The sequence below is a fragment of the Acetobacter lovaniensis genome (assembly GCF_014207635.1).
Lineage (GTDB): Bacteria > Pseudomonadota > Alphaproteobacteria > Acetobacterales > Acetobacteraceae > Acetobacter > Acetobacter lovaniensis.
Window position 1 is genome coordinate 1 of the sequence record NZ_JACHIE010000028.1, and the last position, 16066, is coordinate 16066.

At 45.3% G+C, this 16066-nt stretch carries 22 protein-coding genes; 16 read left to right on the plus strand and 6 right to left on the minus strand.

Annotated features, from left to right (window positions below; all coding sequences use genetic code 11):
- Positions 1-794, plus strand: a 794-nt coding sequence (locus HNR55_RS15960; protein WP_206752456.1) for a hypothetical protein, incomplete at its 5' end; no start/stop codon positions are given.
- A gap of 37 nt (positions 795-831) precedes the next feature.
- Complete coding sequence (locus HNR55_RS15965; protein WP_166117038.1) at positions 832-1185, plus strand: hypothetical protein; 354 nt, start codon at positions 832-834, stop codon at positions 1183-1185.
- A 271-nt stretch (positions 1186-1456) separates the two neighbouring features.
- On the opposite strand, the gene HNR55_RS15970 is transcribed toward HNR55_RS15965, so the two are convergent.
- The 3 genes from HNR55_RS15970 to HNR55_RS15980 are packed head-to-tail and all read right to left on the minus strand — an operon-like array spanning position 1457 to position 2703.
- Entirely contained in the window at positions 1457-1882 is a 426-nt protein-coding gene (locus HNR55_RS15970) for a hypothetical protein (protein WP_166117039.1), read from the minus strand.
- Positions 1875-2336: a lysozyme gene (locus HNR55_RS15975; RefSeq protein ID WP_166117040.1), complete on the minus strand. Its 462-nt coding sequence runs from the start codon at positions 2334-2336 to the stop codon at positions 1875-1877. Before HNR55_RS15975 ends, HNR55_RS15970 begins: the two co-directional genes overlap by 8 nt.
- On the minus strand, positions 2323-2703 hold the full coding sequence (locus HNR55_RS15980) for a P27 family phage terminase small subunit (protein ID WP_166117041.1): 381 nt from the start codon (positions 2701-2703) through the stop codon (positions 2323-2325). The genes HNR55_RS15975 and HNR55_RS15980 overlap by 14 nt, the downstream gene beginning before the upstream one ends.
- 488 nt (positions 2704-3191) lie before the next feature.
- On the opposite strand from HNR55_RS15980, the gene HNR55_RS15985 reads away from it, so the two are divergent.
- From HNR55_RS15985 to HNR55_RS15995, 3 genes are read left to right on the plus strand one after another with little or no spacing between them, the layout of a single operon-like run.
- Positions 3192-4493: a phage portal protein gene (locus HNR55_RS15985; protein ID WP_166117042.1), complete on the plus strand. Its 1302-nt coding sequence runs from the start codon at positions 3192-3194 to the stop codon at positions 4491-4493.
- Positions 4468-5103 carry an HK97 family phage prohead protease gene (locus HNR55_RS15990; protein ID WP_166117044.1) on the plus strand — a complete coding sequence of 212 codons (636 nt, stop codon included), beginning with the start codon at positions 4468-4470 and terminating at the stop codon, positions 5101-5103. Before HNR55_RS15985 ends, HNR55_RS15990 begins: the two co-directional genes overlap by 26 nt.
- Positions 5104-5120: 17 nt before the next feature.
- Complete coding sequence (locus HNR55_RS15995; RefSeq protein ID WP_166117046.1) at positions 5121-6572, plus strand: phage major capsid protein; 1452 nt, start codon at positions 5121-5123, stop codon at positions 6570-6572.
- Between the two features lie 75 nt (positions 6573-6647).
- On the opposite strand, the gene HNR55_RS16000 is transcribed toward HNR55_RS15995, so the two are convergent.
- Both HNR55_RS16000 and HNR55_RS16005 read right to left on the minus strand, forming a co-directional pair.
- Positions 6648-7067, minus strand: coding sequence for a hypothetical protein (locus tag HNR55_RS16000; RefSeq protein ID WP_166117048.1), 420 nt, complete (start codon positions 7065-7067; stop codon positions 6648-6650).
- Positions 7064-8380: a hypothetical protein gene (locus tag HNR55_RS16005; RefSeq protein ID WP_166117050.1), complete on the minus strand. Its 1317-nt coding sequence runs from the start codon at positions 8378-8380 to the stop codon at positions 7064-7066. Before HNR55_RS16005 ends, HNR55_RS16000 begins: the two co-directional genes overlap by 4 nt.
- Positions 8381-8431: 51 nt before the next feature.
- On the opposite strand from HNR55_RS16005, the gene HNR55_RS16010 reads away from it, so the two are divergent.
- The 9 genes from HNR55_RS16010 to HNR55_RS16050 all read left to right on the plus strand — a co-directional run bounded on the left by HNR55_RS16010 (position 8432) and on the right by HNR55_RS16050 (position 13466).
- Positions 8432-9751, plus strand: a complete 1320-nt coding sequence (locus tag HNR55_RS16010; protein WP_166117052.1) for a phage baseplate assembly protein — start codon at positions 8432-8434, stop codon at positions 9749-9751.
- Complete coding sequence (locus HNR55_RS16015) at positions 9748-10368, plus strand: phage baseplate assembly protein V (protein WP_166117054.1); 621 nt, start codon at positions 9748-9750, stop codon at positions 10366-10368. Before HNR55_RS16010 ends, HNR55_RS16015 begins: the two co-directional genes overlap by 4 nt.
- Before the next feature lie 141 nt (positions 10369-10509).
- Positions 10510-11016 (plus strand): hypothetical protein, encoded by a 507-nt coding sequence (locus HNR55_RS16020; RefSeq protein WP_166117056.1) that lies wholly within the window; start codon positions 10510-10512, stop codon positions 11014-11016.
- Between the two features lie 40 nt (positions 11017-11056).
- On the plus strand, positions 11057-11287 hold the full coding sequence (locus HNR55_RS16025; protein WP_166117058.1) for a hypothetical protein: 231 nt from the start codon (positions 11057-11059) through the stop codon (positions 11285-11287).
- A gap of 58 nt (positions 11288-11345) precedes the next feature.
- Positions 11346-11699, plus strand: coding sequence for a BrnT family toxin (locus HNR55_RS16030; RefSeq protein ID WP_260400956.1), 354 nt, complete (start codon positions 11346-11348; stop codon positions 11697-11699).
- Positions 11700-11855: 156 nt separating this feature from the next.
- A complete protein-coding gene (locus HNR55_RS16035; RefSeq protein ID WP_166117062.1) occupies positions 11856-12134 on the plus strand; it encodes a helix-turn-helix domain-containing transcriptional regulator in 279 nt (92 codons plus the stop codon).
- 136 nt (positions 12135-12270) lie between these two features.
- Entirely contained in the window at positions 12271-12423 is a 153-nt protein-coding gene (locus HNR55_RS16040) for a hypothetical protein (protein WP_166117064.1), read from the plus strand.
- Positions 12420-12800 carry a DUF6876 family protein gene (locus HNR55_RS16045; RefSeq protein WP_242005652.1) on the plus strand — a complete coding sequence of 127 codons (381 nt, stop codon included), beginning with the start codon at positions 12420-12422 and terminating at the stop codon, positions 12798-12800. Before HNR55_RS16040 ends, HNR55_RS16045 begins: the two co-directional genes overlap by 4 nt.
- A 231-nt stretch (positions 12801-13031) precedes the next feature.
- Positions 13032-13466: an HNH endonuclease family protein gene (locus HNR55_RS16050; RefSeq protein WP_166117066.1), complete on the plus strand. Its 435-nt coding sequence runs from the start codon at positions 13032-13034 to the stop codon at positions 13464-13466.
- A gap of 52 nt (positions 13467-13518) precedes the next feature.
- Here HNR55_RS16050 and HNR55_RS16055 read toward each other — a convergent pair whose 3' ends face one another.
- A complete protein-coding gene (locus HNR55_RS16055; RefSeq protein ID WP_166117068.1) occupies positions 13519-14292 on the minus strand; it encodes a hypothetical protein in 774 nt (257 codons plus the stop codon).
- Between the two features lie 216 nt (positions 14293-14508).
- Here HNR55_RS16055 and HNR55_RS16060 point away from each other — a divergent pair, with 216 nt between their 5' ends.
- Positions 14509-15609, plus strand: a complete 1101-nt coding sequence (locus tag HNR55_RS16060; protein WP_166117070.1) for a baseplate J/gp47 family protein — start codon at positions 14509-14511, stop codon at positions 15607-15609.
- A 6-nt stretch (positions 15610-15615) separates the two neighbouring features.
- A partial coding sequence (locus HNR55_RS16065) for a putative phage tail protein (RefSeq protein ID WP_166117072.1) occupies positions 15616-16066 on the plus strand: 451 nt, incomplete at its 3' end.

A 16066-nucleotide genomic window follows, 5' to 3' on the forward strand; every position in this document is an offset into this window, starting at 1 on the left:
TGGATATTTTAGATCTTTCTAAGAAAGTTTGGTGCTGGATTAAATGGCCCTTTTACATCGTGGCCGGTATTTTAATTTTTCTTATTGTGACACAGTTGGTCGAATGTTTTGGTGCGGATGCTTCAAATAAATTTGCGGGTATATTCACGCCGCTCATTGTTGCAGCAGTCACTATCTATCTGAGCAGGCGCCAACATAACATTGCTGATGCCCAAAGAGCCGTGGCAGAAGAGAGTAAAAACATCGCTGCTGCCAATCGTGATATTGCTGATCGTAAATTAAGACTTGAACTGTTTGATAAACGATATGAAATATATCAGACATTCGTAGAGTTTTTTGTCTACTGCCATGATATTCCCCTCGATATTAGAGAATATTTGAAGCTATCAAAGAAAGAAGAAGAAAGTGTTTTTCTTTATGAAGATCCAAAAGTATGGAATGAGTCATTGGAAAGGGCGGAAAAAAATATTGGAAAAATCCAGCAAAATCTAGATTTATTTAAAAATAAATGTGAAATATCAATTGGCAAATCAATGTTTTTATTTAAAAGCGATAATAATATTGTATATGTTTCATTTTTAAATATAGCAAAAGAAACTTATGAATTCGGATTCAGTAAAAAGGAATATTTAGAAGCAAATCTACAGAAATTTGAAATTGATTATAAAAATAGCGATCCTCAAATTCAAACTGATATCAGCCAAATAGAAATAGAGAAATTTCGTCTTAAGAATAAATTCAAAAATGAATTGGCAATTATTTTACAATCATTCCTTCATATTCCAGAAGAATAAATACCTTTGGATGCATTTAAGCTAAAGGAAAATTAAAATGGCAAAAGAGAAATCACCAGATGAATTAGCAAAAGAGTATCGTGACTATATGCGTGCTGAGTTCGTCAAGAAAGACGTAGAAGGTGTTGAGCCTTGGTATGTTGATAGCCACGAGTATACCCATTACGTCATGCGCTATCCAACATGGACTGAAACCATCTCACATATAAACGCGACTATATCAGAAGAAGAAGCCGCAAAAGACCCAGAGAAAGCGAAGCGTAGACTTGATGATTTGATCAAATTGACCAAGGCATGTGTGACAAACCTTAAAAGTCCATCTGACTTTGATAAGGCACCGTTCTATGTCAACAAAGCAGCAATGGACTGGGTGTCTTTGCGTATCGGCTAATTCGTCTCGACTGCAAGTGGCCGGATTACAGATTGACGATAATGAATATGACGGATGCTTTGAACTGGCCCAATAAGGCGAGAAGTGATCCATACTCGCTCTACAACGTGCCACTTGATGAGTTAGCCGAGAATTTGTTTTTCCTACAGGAAAAAAGTCAAAGAGAAAGGGGAGCCGATTAAAGCTCCCCTTTTCTTATGGTTGTCGCAAAGGAGAAAAATAACAACCATGACCACTTGGAAAACGAATAAAACCAGTGGTTCAATCTTATTTATGGTTTAGCTTTGTCACGATAAAAACGGCACATAATATTCAAATTACAATATTGGAAATTACCCTCTGAATCCCTTGCCCTTAGGACATCACGTCTGACTTGCTCTTCAAGCTCACCGTAATTGGTTTCAGCCCTACTGGAATAGATGTTGAGGATTTCAAACTCGAACGCGTTTTTTCCAAACTTGGAAATTCCTTCGTTCACATACTTAGAACTGCTCGTATAGGTGAGCCAGTTCGACCGACTGACTTCCTTGCGCTTTCTCACCTTCCCCTTAACCGGCTTACGGCGTATCGACTGCGTGAACTTCTTCCCCACATACATGACGCCACTTTCCCTATGGGTAATCAGGTAAGTGAAGCCCGCAGAAGAATTGATCTGGTCTTCCGTATAGGGGCTTTGCCAGTGACCGACCTCATACATTGGCATTACCCAAGAACAAGGTACGTTCGGCTTTACGTCTGTTGAGCAAGCCCTGAATAATCTGGCCTTTGCTTCTATCCCATAAGAGGAACTGGTCTGCTGCCTTGTCGAGTTGCCCCTCATTAACCAGGCGAACAAGCGTTGAACTCAGGCAGGCCGACAAGCCCACGTTGTAGGCAAAGCTCGTAAGTGCTGCCCATTGATTGGGGGCCAGAGAAGCTCTCACAGAGCTTTTAAGGGCGGTCAGCACCCTCTGAGCTTCCTCGGCTACTGCTTCCCTTGCTTCGCCCTCAGTGACGCTCTCAGGGCTTGTTAGAGTAACTCTCTGCCCGTGCCAGTATGTCGAGCCATAACCTACCGTGGGAGTGCCCGTAACATCAGCATATGGTCGGTTTCTAAATCCCTCGAATGAACAGATCAGCGACACAGCCTGATCGAGATCACTTGAGGTCATCGAAGTTACCAAGATCGACATCATCTTCAGGTGTGCCGAACTGCTTCTGCGCTCTCTTGCGATCCCATTCCGACAAGCCAAAGCGATTGAAATAGGCGATTAGCTGTCGCCCGGTATCAGCGTTTGTTTTGGTCGCTGGGTTGGCTCGAAGGTCTAAGCGGGACTTGTTATCGGTGCTTTCAAGCACGATGCCACGGCTCATAATTTCATCATTGGACTGACGAAAACGATCAAGAAGAACTATGAACTGCTCAACAGCGAAGCAGTCTTGTGGCTTTAGTTCGTAGGTCATTCCAATTAAGGGTAAAATTTCATCCCATAAATCGGAAAGCCTCTTATATTTTTTTATGTAATTGGTTTTTTCCATCTGAGAACTCCTATTAGTTCTCAGTATTTAGTCTCCAATAAATACGGACACGGTCACAGTATGGAGGTTCCCTGAACACTCATTCTGCCGCGCATTGGAGATGATTTGTGAGGTATGAATGGACAACTTTATTGATAGAGCAAAATCTATTGCAACACTCGTCGGGGTGACGATCCTGTTTGTAATTTTAGTGGTGTTTCCGATTATCGACTTACTCGATCCGAAGGCGCACTTGGTTGCCGACATAGCACCGTTAGCCTCGGTTCTATCGTCACTTATCTGAAACTTTAACTAAAGGAGACACCAATGATTCAGAAGCTCAAGGATACCATTAACAAGTATAAAATACCCGTAATCGGTGGGCTGATATTGGTCATGCCAGTGTCAGTCCCATTGGTGCTTAATAGCGTGGGTTTGTCTTGGGAAGTGTCTGTCGCGGTAGGAACATCACTACTCGGAATCAACTATACACTTTTAAGGATGGATGAATGAATTTTTTAAGGAAATCATTAAGTATGGGTGTTACAAAGTCACCCGGAGTTATTCAAGAAACGCCTATTGTAAACTTCCCATTTATCGCCCCAACAACTACGGCATCTGGCGTAACAGTAAATCCACAAACGGCTCTTGAGCATGAAGCCGTATATACCTGTGTCAGAACGATAACCAGTGACATAGCGAAGATACCTCTCCAGATTGAAAAGAAGAATCCCGCTGGTGGTTGGAAGGTGGATTATGACCACCCATTCAATCAGCTATTGAATTACCCCAATGAACGTCATGTCGCTTTCGAGTTCATTGAAGACATGGTGCTCAGTTGTATGCTGAATGGTGATGCCTTTGCAGTGGTCATCAGGGATAATATGGGCATTCCAGAGAAGATCATACCTGTAAATCCCTACACAACGCGAGTTTATGAAGATCCCCAAGACGGAGAACTCTATTACTACGTGACATCTAAAATGCTGTTTAATGAGCGCACAAGCATCAAGACGGAAACAGGCGAGACCAGAACAATATATCACCGCGACATGATCAGAATGCGCGGTCTATCGCTCGATAATGGAAAGAATGGTTACTCCGCTATTAGACTGGCACGAGAGGCATTTGGCCTTGCGATTGCAACACAGGAAACCGCAGCTCGTGCCTATACCAATGGGGCCAATGTCTCGGGCTATTTTAAGCCCGACCCAACAATGGGCGCAGAGAACGCAATGGCGATGGCCGATAAGTTGAAAACGGCAATCGCTGGCATTGTGAACTCTGGCAAAACAGCAGTCCTACCGGGTATGGATTATGTCGCGATTAACAAGAATGTATCCGACTTGCAGTTGGTTGAAGCAAGACGCCAAGTCACCAGCGATATCGGACGTATTTTTCGAGTGCCGCCATATAAATTGGGCCTGAATGACAGCGAGAAAGCCGCAAACGTAGCTGAACAAGAGCAGTCCTATATCAGCAACACCTTGGTTCAATACACTAAGCCTTTTGAGCAGCATATGAACCGGGTGTTGTTCAAGCCCGCTGAACGTAACCTCTATAGAATCTCATTCGACTTCACCAAGCAGGCAGAACCGAGTGAACAAGTGCGTGGCGACTATTACGCGAAGGCCCTGACGTATGGCTGGATGAACCCCGACGAAGTGCGTGAGCGCGAAGGGTTTAGTCCGATACCAGACGAGAAGGGTCAAGAATTCAGAGTTCCACAAAACACAGGAGTAATGGGCGACCCAATGGGGGAGCCACTAACCGGAGACAACACCAATGGCAATCAAGACCCTAACAGTTAAGGAGTACGCCAATCTAAGCAAAGACCAGAGGCAGGACACCATCGTCGTCAAAGACGTAATGAGTTCTATCACTGCCAATGACGACCGTACTGCCACATTCATCATCACCACTGGAACCCCAGATCGTGACCAAGACATTGTAGTTCCACAGGGGCTATCAGTCGCCTACTACCTGAACAACCGTGTGGTTCTGTGGGGCCATGACCAGAGCATCTTACCAATCGCGAAGTGCATTGGAATCCAACCCATAGATAATGGCTGGCAGGCAACCGTTGAGTTTGCAACCGCCGAAGCCAATCCAATGGCCGAACAGGTTTACCAGCTGGTCAAAGGTGGTTTTCTCAGTGCAGTTTCGATTGGCTTCATTCCTCTGGAACTCGAACTCAATGAGCTGGGGGGCTACACGATTACCAAATCAGAGCTCTTCGAATTTAGTATTGTCAATGTGCCAGCTAATCCAGAGGCTTTAATCGTTGAAGACGAAGAAGCACTCCTTATGGATGAGCAGATAATCGCTCAAGATATTTTATCAAACATAAATAAAACAGCAGAACGCAAAAAACTCAAGATGCGTCTTGAACTGCACAAATTATCTGGTTCTAGAAACTGATATTTAAGGAAACAAATATGGATAAAGAAATAAATGATCTAGAGGTTAAGCGCCTAGCTCTCATTGCTTCCATGGAAAAAACTTTAGCGAATTCAGAACTATCTGAGGACGAAGCCACTGCGTCATTCGATGCTGATATGGCACAGGTTAAATCAATCGAAGCAAAAATGGCTCGTTTGGAGAAGGTCAAGGCTTTGAAGGCAACTAAGGCCGTCAAAGAAGCCGAAGAAGATACCGACAAAGAGGAAGAGAAAGACGAAGCCTCTGAGGAACTTGAAAAGGACGATGACGACAAGGAAGAAACAATGAAATCATTCCACATCACAAAGGGATATGTACCAGCCGGAACTGAAAAAGGCTTATATGTTCAGAAGATGATTGCCCGTGATATCGTGAAAATGCACGGTGAAACCGGCGCACGTAATATCTTAGCTGTTTCGACTTCCAAAAACTACGCTAATGGCTTGATCAAGTCTGCCCTGACGACTTCCCAGCCCGTAGTTGGCCCAGACGTTCGTGAGTTTATTGACCTTTTGACCGCTGACTGTGTGGTTCGTAAGGTCGCTAAAGTGGTTTCCATGCCGAACAACAACCTCACATATCCAAGACAGCGCCTTGGTGCTACGGCTTCATGGGTTGGTGAAGGCACTAATTACGTTCCCAGTGCTACTGACTTCGACACCATCAATTTCGTAGGCAAGAAGCTTACTGGATTCACTTACACGACATTGGAATTCAACAACTTCTCTCTACAGGGCGCTGTTGAACATATCACCTCTGACCTTGCTAATCAGGTCGCATTGGCAGAAGACCGCACATTCATCATGGGTTCGACTGCTGGTGCTCTTGCTCCGGCTTATAGCCTTGTTGGCAATGCGGGAACGAACATCACTTCAACAGGTTCGGACTCTGTGAGCATCGCTGCTGATCTTGCTCAGATCAAAAGTGCTCTACAGACCAAGTTCGTCAACATATCTCGTGGTGTTGTGTTTGGTTCCCCTGCGATCTTCAACAGCTTGGAAAACCTACAGACATCGTTCGGTGTGTATCCATTCCGTGAAGAAATTCGCATGGGTATTTTAAATGGCTTTACCATCATGGCAACTGCTCAGATTCCAACAGACATTGATACTTCTGCGGCTAAAGACGGCTCTGCGAAGAATGGCTCTCCCTTGGTCTTCGTTGCCCCACAGCACTTGATCATTGCCGATGCTGGTCAGTACGCACTTCGATCAACTGATCAGGGTTCTTGGACTGATGGCGGTGTTCAAATGAATGCTTTTGCACAAGACTTGATTGCCTACAAATTGGCAAACTGGGTTGATTTCGGAGTTGAGCATGACGCGGCTGTTGCTGTTCTCAACACTGTTGGCTGGACTAACTTCAATGTTGATGGTGCTTACCAGCTTGTTGAAGCTGCTAAAACAGGTGGTTCTGGCGCTTCTGCGGTTAAGGGCAAATCCTCTTAATCATCTCGCGGTAATTTTGACACAAGAAAGGCCGGTTAATGACCGGCCTTTCTGCTGAGCAATTGATTGTCGGTGTTAGTCAGTTGGTTGTGTGGGTAATACCGTTGATGTCGTGTCAGTGCCATCACTGATAGCCATTAAGGCTTTGATGTATGTGACCCACGCATCTGGCGTGACCTCGTTGAGAATACCGTAGTTGTTATAGATATAGGTTCTAGCAGAAGCTAATGCCGTGCTCGCCTGAGTAGCCAATGAAATAGGAACAACCGGCGGTGTGTAATCGACCAGCTGGCCATTCTCCACCGCCATGCTTTTCGTTCCGGTGTTCCCGCCCTTTGCAGCCCACTGGTCTGCCGTCATGGCAAACAGAGTGCTGGCCGCAGGCAGGCCATCTGTTGAGGAAAATATCCACATGTCATACCAAGCGCATGGTTTGCTAAGGGTTGCATAATATCGTGCTGGATATGCAGCCATTACATCTGAGTTCATGCTCATTGGTAATACCCCGCTGCAAAAACAGGGATTATCATATTCGCACCGGCCATACCTTGTATTGATGCGCCAATAACGTAACCACCTATGGAGAATCCCTCATTATCAATGAGTAGTTCCGTTGTGGCTCCATCGACATCATTCCCAGCAATTATGTTAGAAATCCAATATCTATGTGTTCCTAACTCCTGTGTATTTGGAATCATCACTACCGGCTGTGTTCCCGGCTTGAAAGCTCTGGGGAAATTGATACGAACGGGATTGCTAGACCCAAGATTATAATTCGGGGTTGCATAAAATACTTGCATTTTTATAGCTGGGTCATCCATCGGCAGATCAGTAAGATTGGCCCCAACTGTTACAGTCCCAGACCCCACAGTGAATAATGCGTGGCCATCACTAGACTGCTGAATATCTACAATCCGTGTATTACCTGATGATGTGCCCGGCACCGATTTGATATATCGGCCTTCTGCTGTTTCTGCATTTAAGGCATCTTTACCGTCAAACTTGGTCACATCTGGGATAGTGGTTTGTCCACCAAAGGCTACCGGCCCGCTAACGCTCTGTATGCCTTCATCTGATAGCTGTAGAAACTGTTCCTGTGACCAATCAGTAGTTGCTGAGTACGAAACCTGATTATCTGCGCCATAATAGTACGCGGGTAGGTTCGATGATGTATTCCATATAATGTCAGTGACTTTGGTGTTATCGCCTGTTGGCAATGAGCTTATATAGGATTTTTCGTCTATTTGACTGGTTGTGTATAAAAATCGCCATGATTTATCAGAGACATCTCTAAAAGCGAATGTTTGTCCTCCTATATTAAATCCTATTTGATCAACACCATGAGTATAAGCATCATTATCTTGAAAAACTAATCTACCAAGGTCGGTCTGGTCAACCTGGACTCTTACCTGCGTGGCATCTGTGGAATCACCGCCGATATAAACCTTATTGGCTCCCTGATCCGTTCCACCACCCTGCTGAGTTGGTGTGAAACCAACGGTTGCCTGTAGGGCTTTCTGATTCACATAATCAACCGTAGCAATCTGGTTGTTTATGGTTCCATCTGGATTGCTGGTTAGGGGAATGCCGGTCAGTGTTGGGCTGTTGAGCTTCGCAAATGTCTTATCAAGTGTCTGGCTTAATTGGCTGTGATTTGTTCCGTCTAATGTGTTGCCATTATCAGTTATGACATTCGATATTTCATCTTGAATGTTGTTCATAAAATCAGCGTCTATCGGTGTACCATTTGTAAGTGTCGTGGGGTCATCATTGACCCAAACGCCATTGTTGGAATCTACTTTTTTCATCGGGTCTCCCAATAAATAATCATTATTAAAGTTATTTATTGGGGTGAGGATTTGAGCACTGATGTAACAGTAACAGGTCAGAAAAATACGCTACCTGATGGGTTCGTGGTTCTGGTGAATAACCAAATCATAAACCGTTTCATTGCATGGGAAATAAACCACAGTCTTGATATCGTCCCTATGTCATTTTCCATGACATATGCGTTTCAAGATGGTGAGCAGAATACCAACATATTGTCGTTGTTTACCAAGGCGGTTAGCACAGGACCAAAGGTCAATCATACTGGCTCATTGGCCGTTGGAGCTAAGGTAGAAATCTATCTCGACAAATATAAAATTTTCACCGGCTACATCGACTCAACCACTAATGGCCTACAGCATGGCCAACACGTCCTTGAGGTCTCAGGGCGGTCCCTATGCCAGAAGATCACAGACGGCACGACAATCCAGCCCAATGCAGGGCAGGTGCCCGGCACACTTACGAGCATCAAGCAGGTCGCAGAATGGCTCCTGACCGCACAAGACGGCACTCAGGTCGTTGATGTGGTCGATCTCACAAACAGCACACCACGTCCCTTAGCGAGCCTGACCAATATCAACCTCACAACGAAGTCCTATGACTTCCTCGCTACGCTCGCACAATATGAGGGCAAACTGCTCTACGACGACAGGTTCGGTCGCCTTGTTATTGATGATCCTGCCAGTGGAGCCGTGACAACGCTCAATCTCAAAGACCCCATCATCAAAAGCCTATTTAGGCACAGAACCAACCTGGGCCGCTTTCAGGCTTATACTGCTGTCATTGATCCCTACAACGCGATAGCTGGTGTTAACTCCTCAGCGGTCCCGCATGTCACGGCAATGGATCAGACGCCCTCAGAAATACCAGACGGCAAGATTATGACGTTTGTTTCAGAGGCCAGTTATCCCATGTCCGATGCCAGTGGTTGGCAGACTTTTCAGCAAAACCTCGTCAATGTCACAGCCAAGAGGAATTGGGGGCGTGGTGACGTTATCAGCCTGAGTGTCGTGGGGACGAAGAACCCAGTGACCAAGAAGCCGTGGGAGATCAATAGCCTCATAAAGATCAACTATGGCACAGACCTAGAACCCAATATGTCAGACGAATATGTGGTTTCAGATCTCGCGTTTACTCTGAGCCGTGAAGAGCATGATACCCAACTGATCCTTGTGAGGAAAGAAGCCTTGGGTGTTGTGCCCATCGCTATCACTCCGCCAGTCGCAGGTGTCGCCAACCCATCAGATCAGTCCTCATTGGTACCAAGCCCAAACCAGCAGAAAAATGGGAGCCTGAATGTCACGGACAGCCCACCACCGAATGCCAAGCCAGTGCAGGGAGCGTCCCAATGAGCTACGACTTTTCCGACCATTCACGCGATAAAATCAACACTCTCACTGAGCAGAGCATTCAATTCATTAAGCCCGCTCGGTTTCTCAAGCACACCGCATGGAAAGAGGACTACAAGAGCCACGTGAACCAGATTTCCATGTTTGGAAATACGATGATCCGTGATGATACGCGCCTCATGCAACATTATGGCTTTACCAGCGCTCCATTGGCCGGAGCCAATGCTCTTGTGCATGGCATTATGGGTTCAAATTCCAACAATGTCATCACCGGCACACATGATGAACGCTACACACCACGCGACCTACAACCCGGCGAAGTTGTGCTGTTTGATTATCAGGGACAATCCATTGAGTTAAGGCATAGCCAGACCATCAACATATCGTCGATGAAAACGACCACGATCAACATTGATGGTAAGAACCAGATCACCATCACAGATGGACAGATTCATATCACAGGCAATGCCACGATTGACCGTGATGTCGAGATAGACGGCAATCTGCACGTCAAAGGGAATGTGACCTGCGACAGTGACGTGACGGCATCGGGCATATCCTTGAAGAGCCACACTCACGCCAGCGGAGCACAGGGCTCACCGACCAGTCCGCCTCAATAAATTGGGAAACCATTTGAAAAGAAAATCAACGTCAAAGATTTCATATCTTGTGAATATATCGGATGATTTCCTTATCATATGGCAACAAATTAGCGATGTAGGGCAGCACAATGCAAAGCCCTAAAACGCTAGGAAAAGTCGATGACCATTTTAGGCAAACTTACATTCACCAAGGAAATGCAGGCTATAAATGACCGCACGGCTCATGTTCGGTCCAAGTTTGTCGATGGTGTGAATGTGCAGCTAGAAGCACTCACAGCAGAGGTCGAAGGTAAGCCCTTCAAACTGACCAAGGAACACCGGGAAAAGAACGAAGAAACCGGTGAAGTGACGAAAACAGAGAAAGAGGTTCGGTTCTCCGTATGGTGGACAAAAGGCGTTAAGGGCTACAGCGTAGAGCCACGCTACGGTAGCAAGCGTATCCAGCTTTCGGTCATGGGCAGCATTATCCAGACTGATGAGAAGCTCTCGGACGTCAAAGCCGTGCTGGAACTGCTCATACAGGCCGCGAATGCAGGAGAGCTGGATAAGCCATTGCTTGCCGTAAGTGAGCGCAAGGAAAAGCCCAAAGTTGAGAAGCCCTTAGCGGTTGAAGGCGACAAGACCCCAGCAACAGGTAAGGCCCAGCGCACAACGCGGGGACACTGATCTCTAGGGGGCTTCGGCCCCCATTCATGAGGGCAAAGCAATGGCGAAAAAACAATACCGACTGACCTCAAACGAGGCGGTTTATTCCCCAGGCATCGTTGCATGGGCGATCAATGGCTACTGCTTTGAAGATGACAGGGCAAAGCTAAGAAACCTGATGGTGAAAACCTATGGCCTTACTGAAAAGGCCGCACACCAACTGCTCAGTGGCGAGGTTCCACACCGCATAGAGGATGACGCGGTGGTCTTTGAGATAGAAGAAGGCGGATAGCCATTAAGGAAGAAAATCAAGAGAAAAAAGGTAATAAAAACAATCCTTTGACGTAGGAATGATTACCAAAAGACAACATAGTTACTTTGTAGGCAATAAACAAAGGAGCCAACAAAGTATGCAATGGGTCTGGTCAAAGAAAAAAGATGAAATTAACCGCCAAAAGCATAAAGGCATTTCTCTTGCTATTGGCGCGAAAGTGTTGGAAAATGATCCCAATGCTCTAACAGAACCCGATCCACATGATGATGATGACAGGTGGCAGACAATCGGGCGTCTTGAGGGTTACTATTTCGTTGTTCATACAGACTTGGAGGAGATGTACGATGGCACAGAACAAGGCCGGATCATCTCTGTTCGACAAGCTACCCGAGCAGAGATTAGACGATATGAAGCTCGATTTGCCACCTGACCAAATTGAACTCCTAAAAAGGCTCGCAAAAGAGCCTCCCCCAGAGGGGCCATGTGAGTTCGATGGTAGGTTTGCCGTAAGAGGCAAGTTTTACAAAGGCAATAAGAAATAATTGGCAACCCGGCTCAAAAGGCCGGGTTTTTTGTGGGACTAATCATGAAGGTATCAGAACTGGAAACCTTTAACAGCGTAGAAGCTGCGCGAACCCCTCTTGTTCAGGAGGAACTGCTCAATATGGCATGGGAAGACGGGAACATTCCTGCCATCACTCACGCGCTCTCTGTCATTGCTAAGGCGCGCGGTATGGCTGCAATAGATTTTTACGATGAGGCTCTATCTGAGAATGGAAACCTCAGTCTATCGAGCCTCATGGGCATCATGAAAGCTCTCGGTATTCGGCCAACTTTCCATATGACCGCGTTAGACAATAGATAAGCTGGAAGATTAAAAAGCCAATAACCCACGAGTTTCTTTTTGACCATAAGTCAACGTCAAAGAGTTATAGAAAACATCAGAAACCGGATGATTTAGTTACCAAAAGACAACATAAACTACATGAAGGAGACAGCAAATGCTTCATGTAGTTCTTGAACATTTTTCACCATCCGATGACTCTATTATCCATACAGAGCATCTTTATCTCACTCGTGAAGAATATGAAGAGCGCACTAAGCGGTTGTCTAACCTTCAAGAAATAATCGTTCTTGAGGAAGATATCTTATGAGCATTGAAAACATAACCCAAGCAAACCTCAGTCAATTCACTGGCACGGTAAATTACACACGGTTTATGGGAAACCTCTTACTAACTGATGGGGTGATGTTCTTGGTTAAAAACCGAGCGGGCTGGATACTGGACATTATCGTGAGCGTGAGGTGCTTACCATCAATTAAAGCGGAAGAGAAAGAGTTCTGGACTCTTAAGGTTGATCTTGAAGCGCATACAGCCGTGATAACTGCCACTGATGGAGATAAGGGCGATGGGCCTATTCAGCTATATCGTCAGGTGATCAACTACACGGATTTTCCATTAAAGGAATTGAAGCTGTATGTGATCGAAGAGGGGCCATACAAAGTCGTCATGCTAAACAGCGAATGGTAAAATAATGACTATCTGAAATAAAGGGTAAATACTCGCTAGCAACACCAACTGGCGAGTATTTTTATGATTAATTTCAATACAAAAAGATTATGTATTCATTGCGGAAAGACATATACCATTAGAAGTGGAAAACAAAAATTCTGCTCGGATCACTGTAACTGGGAAAGTAAGATCATATCTAAACCGAATAATGGGTGTTGGATATGGAGAGGATCGAACTGGGGCAGTCGCATGGAGCTTCCGGGTTATAACCCTTATCAGTATGCGCAGGTTCTTTTCAATGGGCCAATACCCAATGGCCACGTTGTTCGTCATAAGTGTGACTGTAACTACAAAGACAATACAGGCTGGAATGTCTGTGTGAACCCTGCTCATTTAGAAACAGGGACATGTGCAGATAACTCCAATGATTCTGTCATCCGCAATCGATCACCACATGGAACGAAGAATGGGCGTAACAAGCTAAGTGAGGAACAAGTTAAAACGATATATTCGGACACTCGATCACAAGCCAAGGTAGCCAGCGAATATGGAGTTAATCAGACATTGGTTTCAGCAATCAAGATAGGAAAACTTTGGAGCCGAGTTACGGGCCACATCGATAACAGCATAAGAGCGCGTAAAGGCAAGCCTCGTTTTGATCCAGACAGCTTGTTCGAATACTGAGTTAGAGATGAACCCTTGTTATTCACGCAAGGGTTCATCTGTGACTGAAAGACTATTCACCAAACTTACGCGGTGAAATGATATCTCTTATATCCATGTATTTTTTAATGGCCTGATTCATTCTCATATTTGATGTTCTTAAATCTTTCATGTCTGCAATTATTTTTTTAATTTGATCTATTCTTTCTTTTGAATTTTCTATGTTAATCACACTATCTGTAAGACTAAACCACCTATCCTCAAAAATTTCTTCAGATTTTCTTAGAAAATAATCAATTTTCGATATTGTTTTTTCGTCTAGCATATATTCTAATTTGTTTCTTGATATAAAACACTCTGAAATTTTCTCTTCAAACTTAATTTTTAATCTAAAAATAAATTGACTCCATTCTTTTTCTTTATCACTAAATTGAGTTTCTTCATCACTAATTTCTCTTGATACAGCCTCATACATTTTTTCTGTTCTTAACGCATTGGGAATTGAATATGGAAGACTTAATATAAGAGGAATAACCTCTGAGAAAGGCTTCACTAAATCATACAAAAAATTATAATTTTCCATTCTCTGCTTATTATGGGCAATATCTCTTTGATCTTTTGAAATATTGGCTTGTGTTTTTGCTAACAGATTTTGTTGGTAAGCGATATAAGCAGTGATTGCCCCAAAGATAACGGGGGATAGCAAAGTTAGACCCACTTTGATTCTATGGTGAGTAACTAAGGAAGCCCAATCAATCTGAATATGAATCAGCGGTATAAAAAACAATAAGGCCGCACTTGTGATCATAGTCACGACAAAGAGAAGTATTTTTTCAATATTAAACATTCAAATAGCTCTCATGGATAATAGAACCATAAGAGTATAGGCTAGGTAAGCAGCTAAGGCCACCGCATAGCAGCTCTCATGCCCTCAGAAGCCTACTCATAGGGCTCTAGGTTATTTCAGCACACATTATAGCCCTGACAAGAAAGCCCTCTCTACAGGCATCTAGGCCACGGATTGCCACACATAAATATTGGAAACCATAACCGGGAGTTTCCAATGCCTTATATTCGTGAGTCCTACCAAACCAAGAGACAGAGCACCATTGACGCGATTCAGTACGGGCTTCTGAATGGTCAGGTTCCTCTAGCAAACAGTCCGCTTCGTGTGCTTGCAGAAGTGCTGGCGAGCACGGGCAATGCTCAAGACCTCTTTTTCGATGGTATCTCGATCCAGTTCACGCCACTGACCGCTACAGCATCCGACCTTGATAACTGGTGTGCTTTGAAGTCGGTCTATCGCAAGGCAGCGACACCAGCGACAGGCACAGTCGTATTCACTGGCACGGCGGGCACCACGATACCGGCAAGTACGACATTGGTTTCCAATGACGGTCAGACCTACACGACAGATCAAGCCTCGACAGTCGGCAGCAATGTCAACGTGACAGCCACAACAGCAGGCGCGGCTGGCAATCAGCAGGCCAATACCATTTTGACACTACAAGCTCCCATAGCGGGTGTTGATGCTCAAATCGAAACAACGAATGGGATTACACAAGGCACCGACCTTGAGAGTGATGACACCCTGAGGATTCGGATGCTTCAAGCCTACCAGTCTCAGCTAACGGGAGCGACTAAAGCCGACCACATCAAAAACACCTTAGCGGTGCCGGGTGTCACAATGGCTTGGATGCCCAATACACCCAAAGCGGGAACGGAAGTCGTGATCTGGTTCATGTTGGATCGCACAAACGCAACAATGGGCTACCCGCAAGGCACAGATGGCACCGCGACATCAGAGACCCGATACGAGAACGCGACTGGTGACCAGTTGACCGTTGCCAATGCACTGTTCGATGACAAGCCCTATACGGAAATCCAGATACTCTGTAGCCCAATCAAGACACCAATTTCATTTGAGATATCCGGCCTCATAAATGCCACGGCAACAACCCGTGCGGCCATTAGATCAGCGATTCAAAATGTGCTTCACGCTCAGGGTGATCCCAATGGGGTGACGATAACCCTAGCGAGTATTGATGCTGCGATTGCCAGTGCAGCAAGCACGACATCATTCACACTCGTGAGTCCAGCCACAGACATCGTGACCACCACAGGTCAGCTACCTGAAATCAATGGCGATATAACATTTTCATAAGGTGACATGATGGATTTTCAAATACCTACACAAGACCAATACGCCAAGGCTATGATGGATTTGCTGCCACCGGGTAAAGCATGGCCTCGTGACATTGATACAAACCTCTACAGCCTATTTTATGCCTTGGCTGGTGAGGTTAGGAAAATGGACGACAAAGCCCTAGACCTCATTGCAGCAGCCTTTCCCGCAACAGCGACAGACTTCCTCGATGATTGGCTGGAAGTGTTTGCTCTGCCCGATAAATGCACGACATGGCAATCCAGCGATGAAGACAAGCGAGCACAAATCGTGGCTCGTCTGACATGGACTGGTGAAGCCTCGATTAAGTTCCTGAAAGCCTATTGTGCCAACCTTGGTTACAGCGTGGACATCAAGGAATGGGGTGGGGCAATTTGCGGGGCTTCTCGCGCAGGTAAACAGGGCTGTCAAAGGAGTGATCGTTTAAGTGAATCGG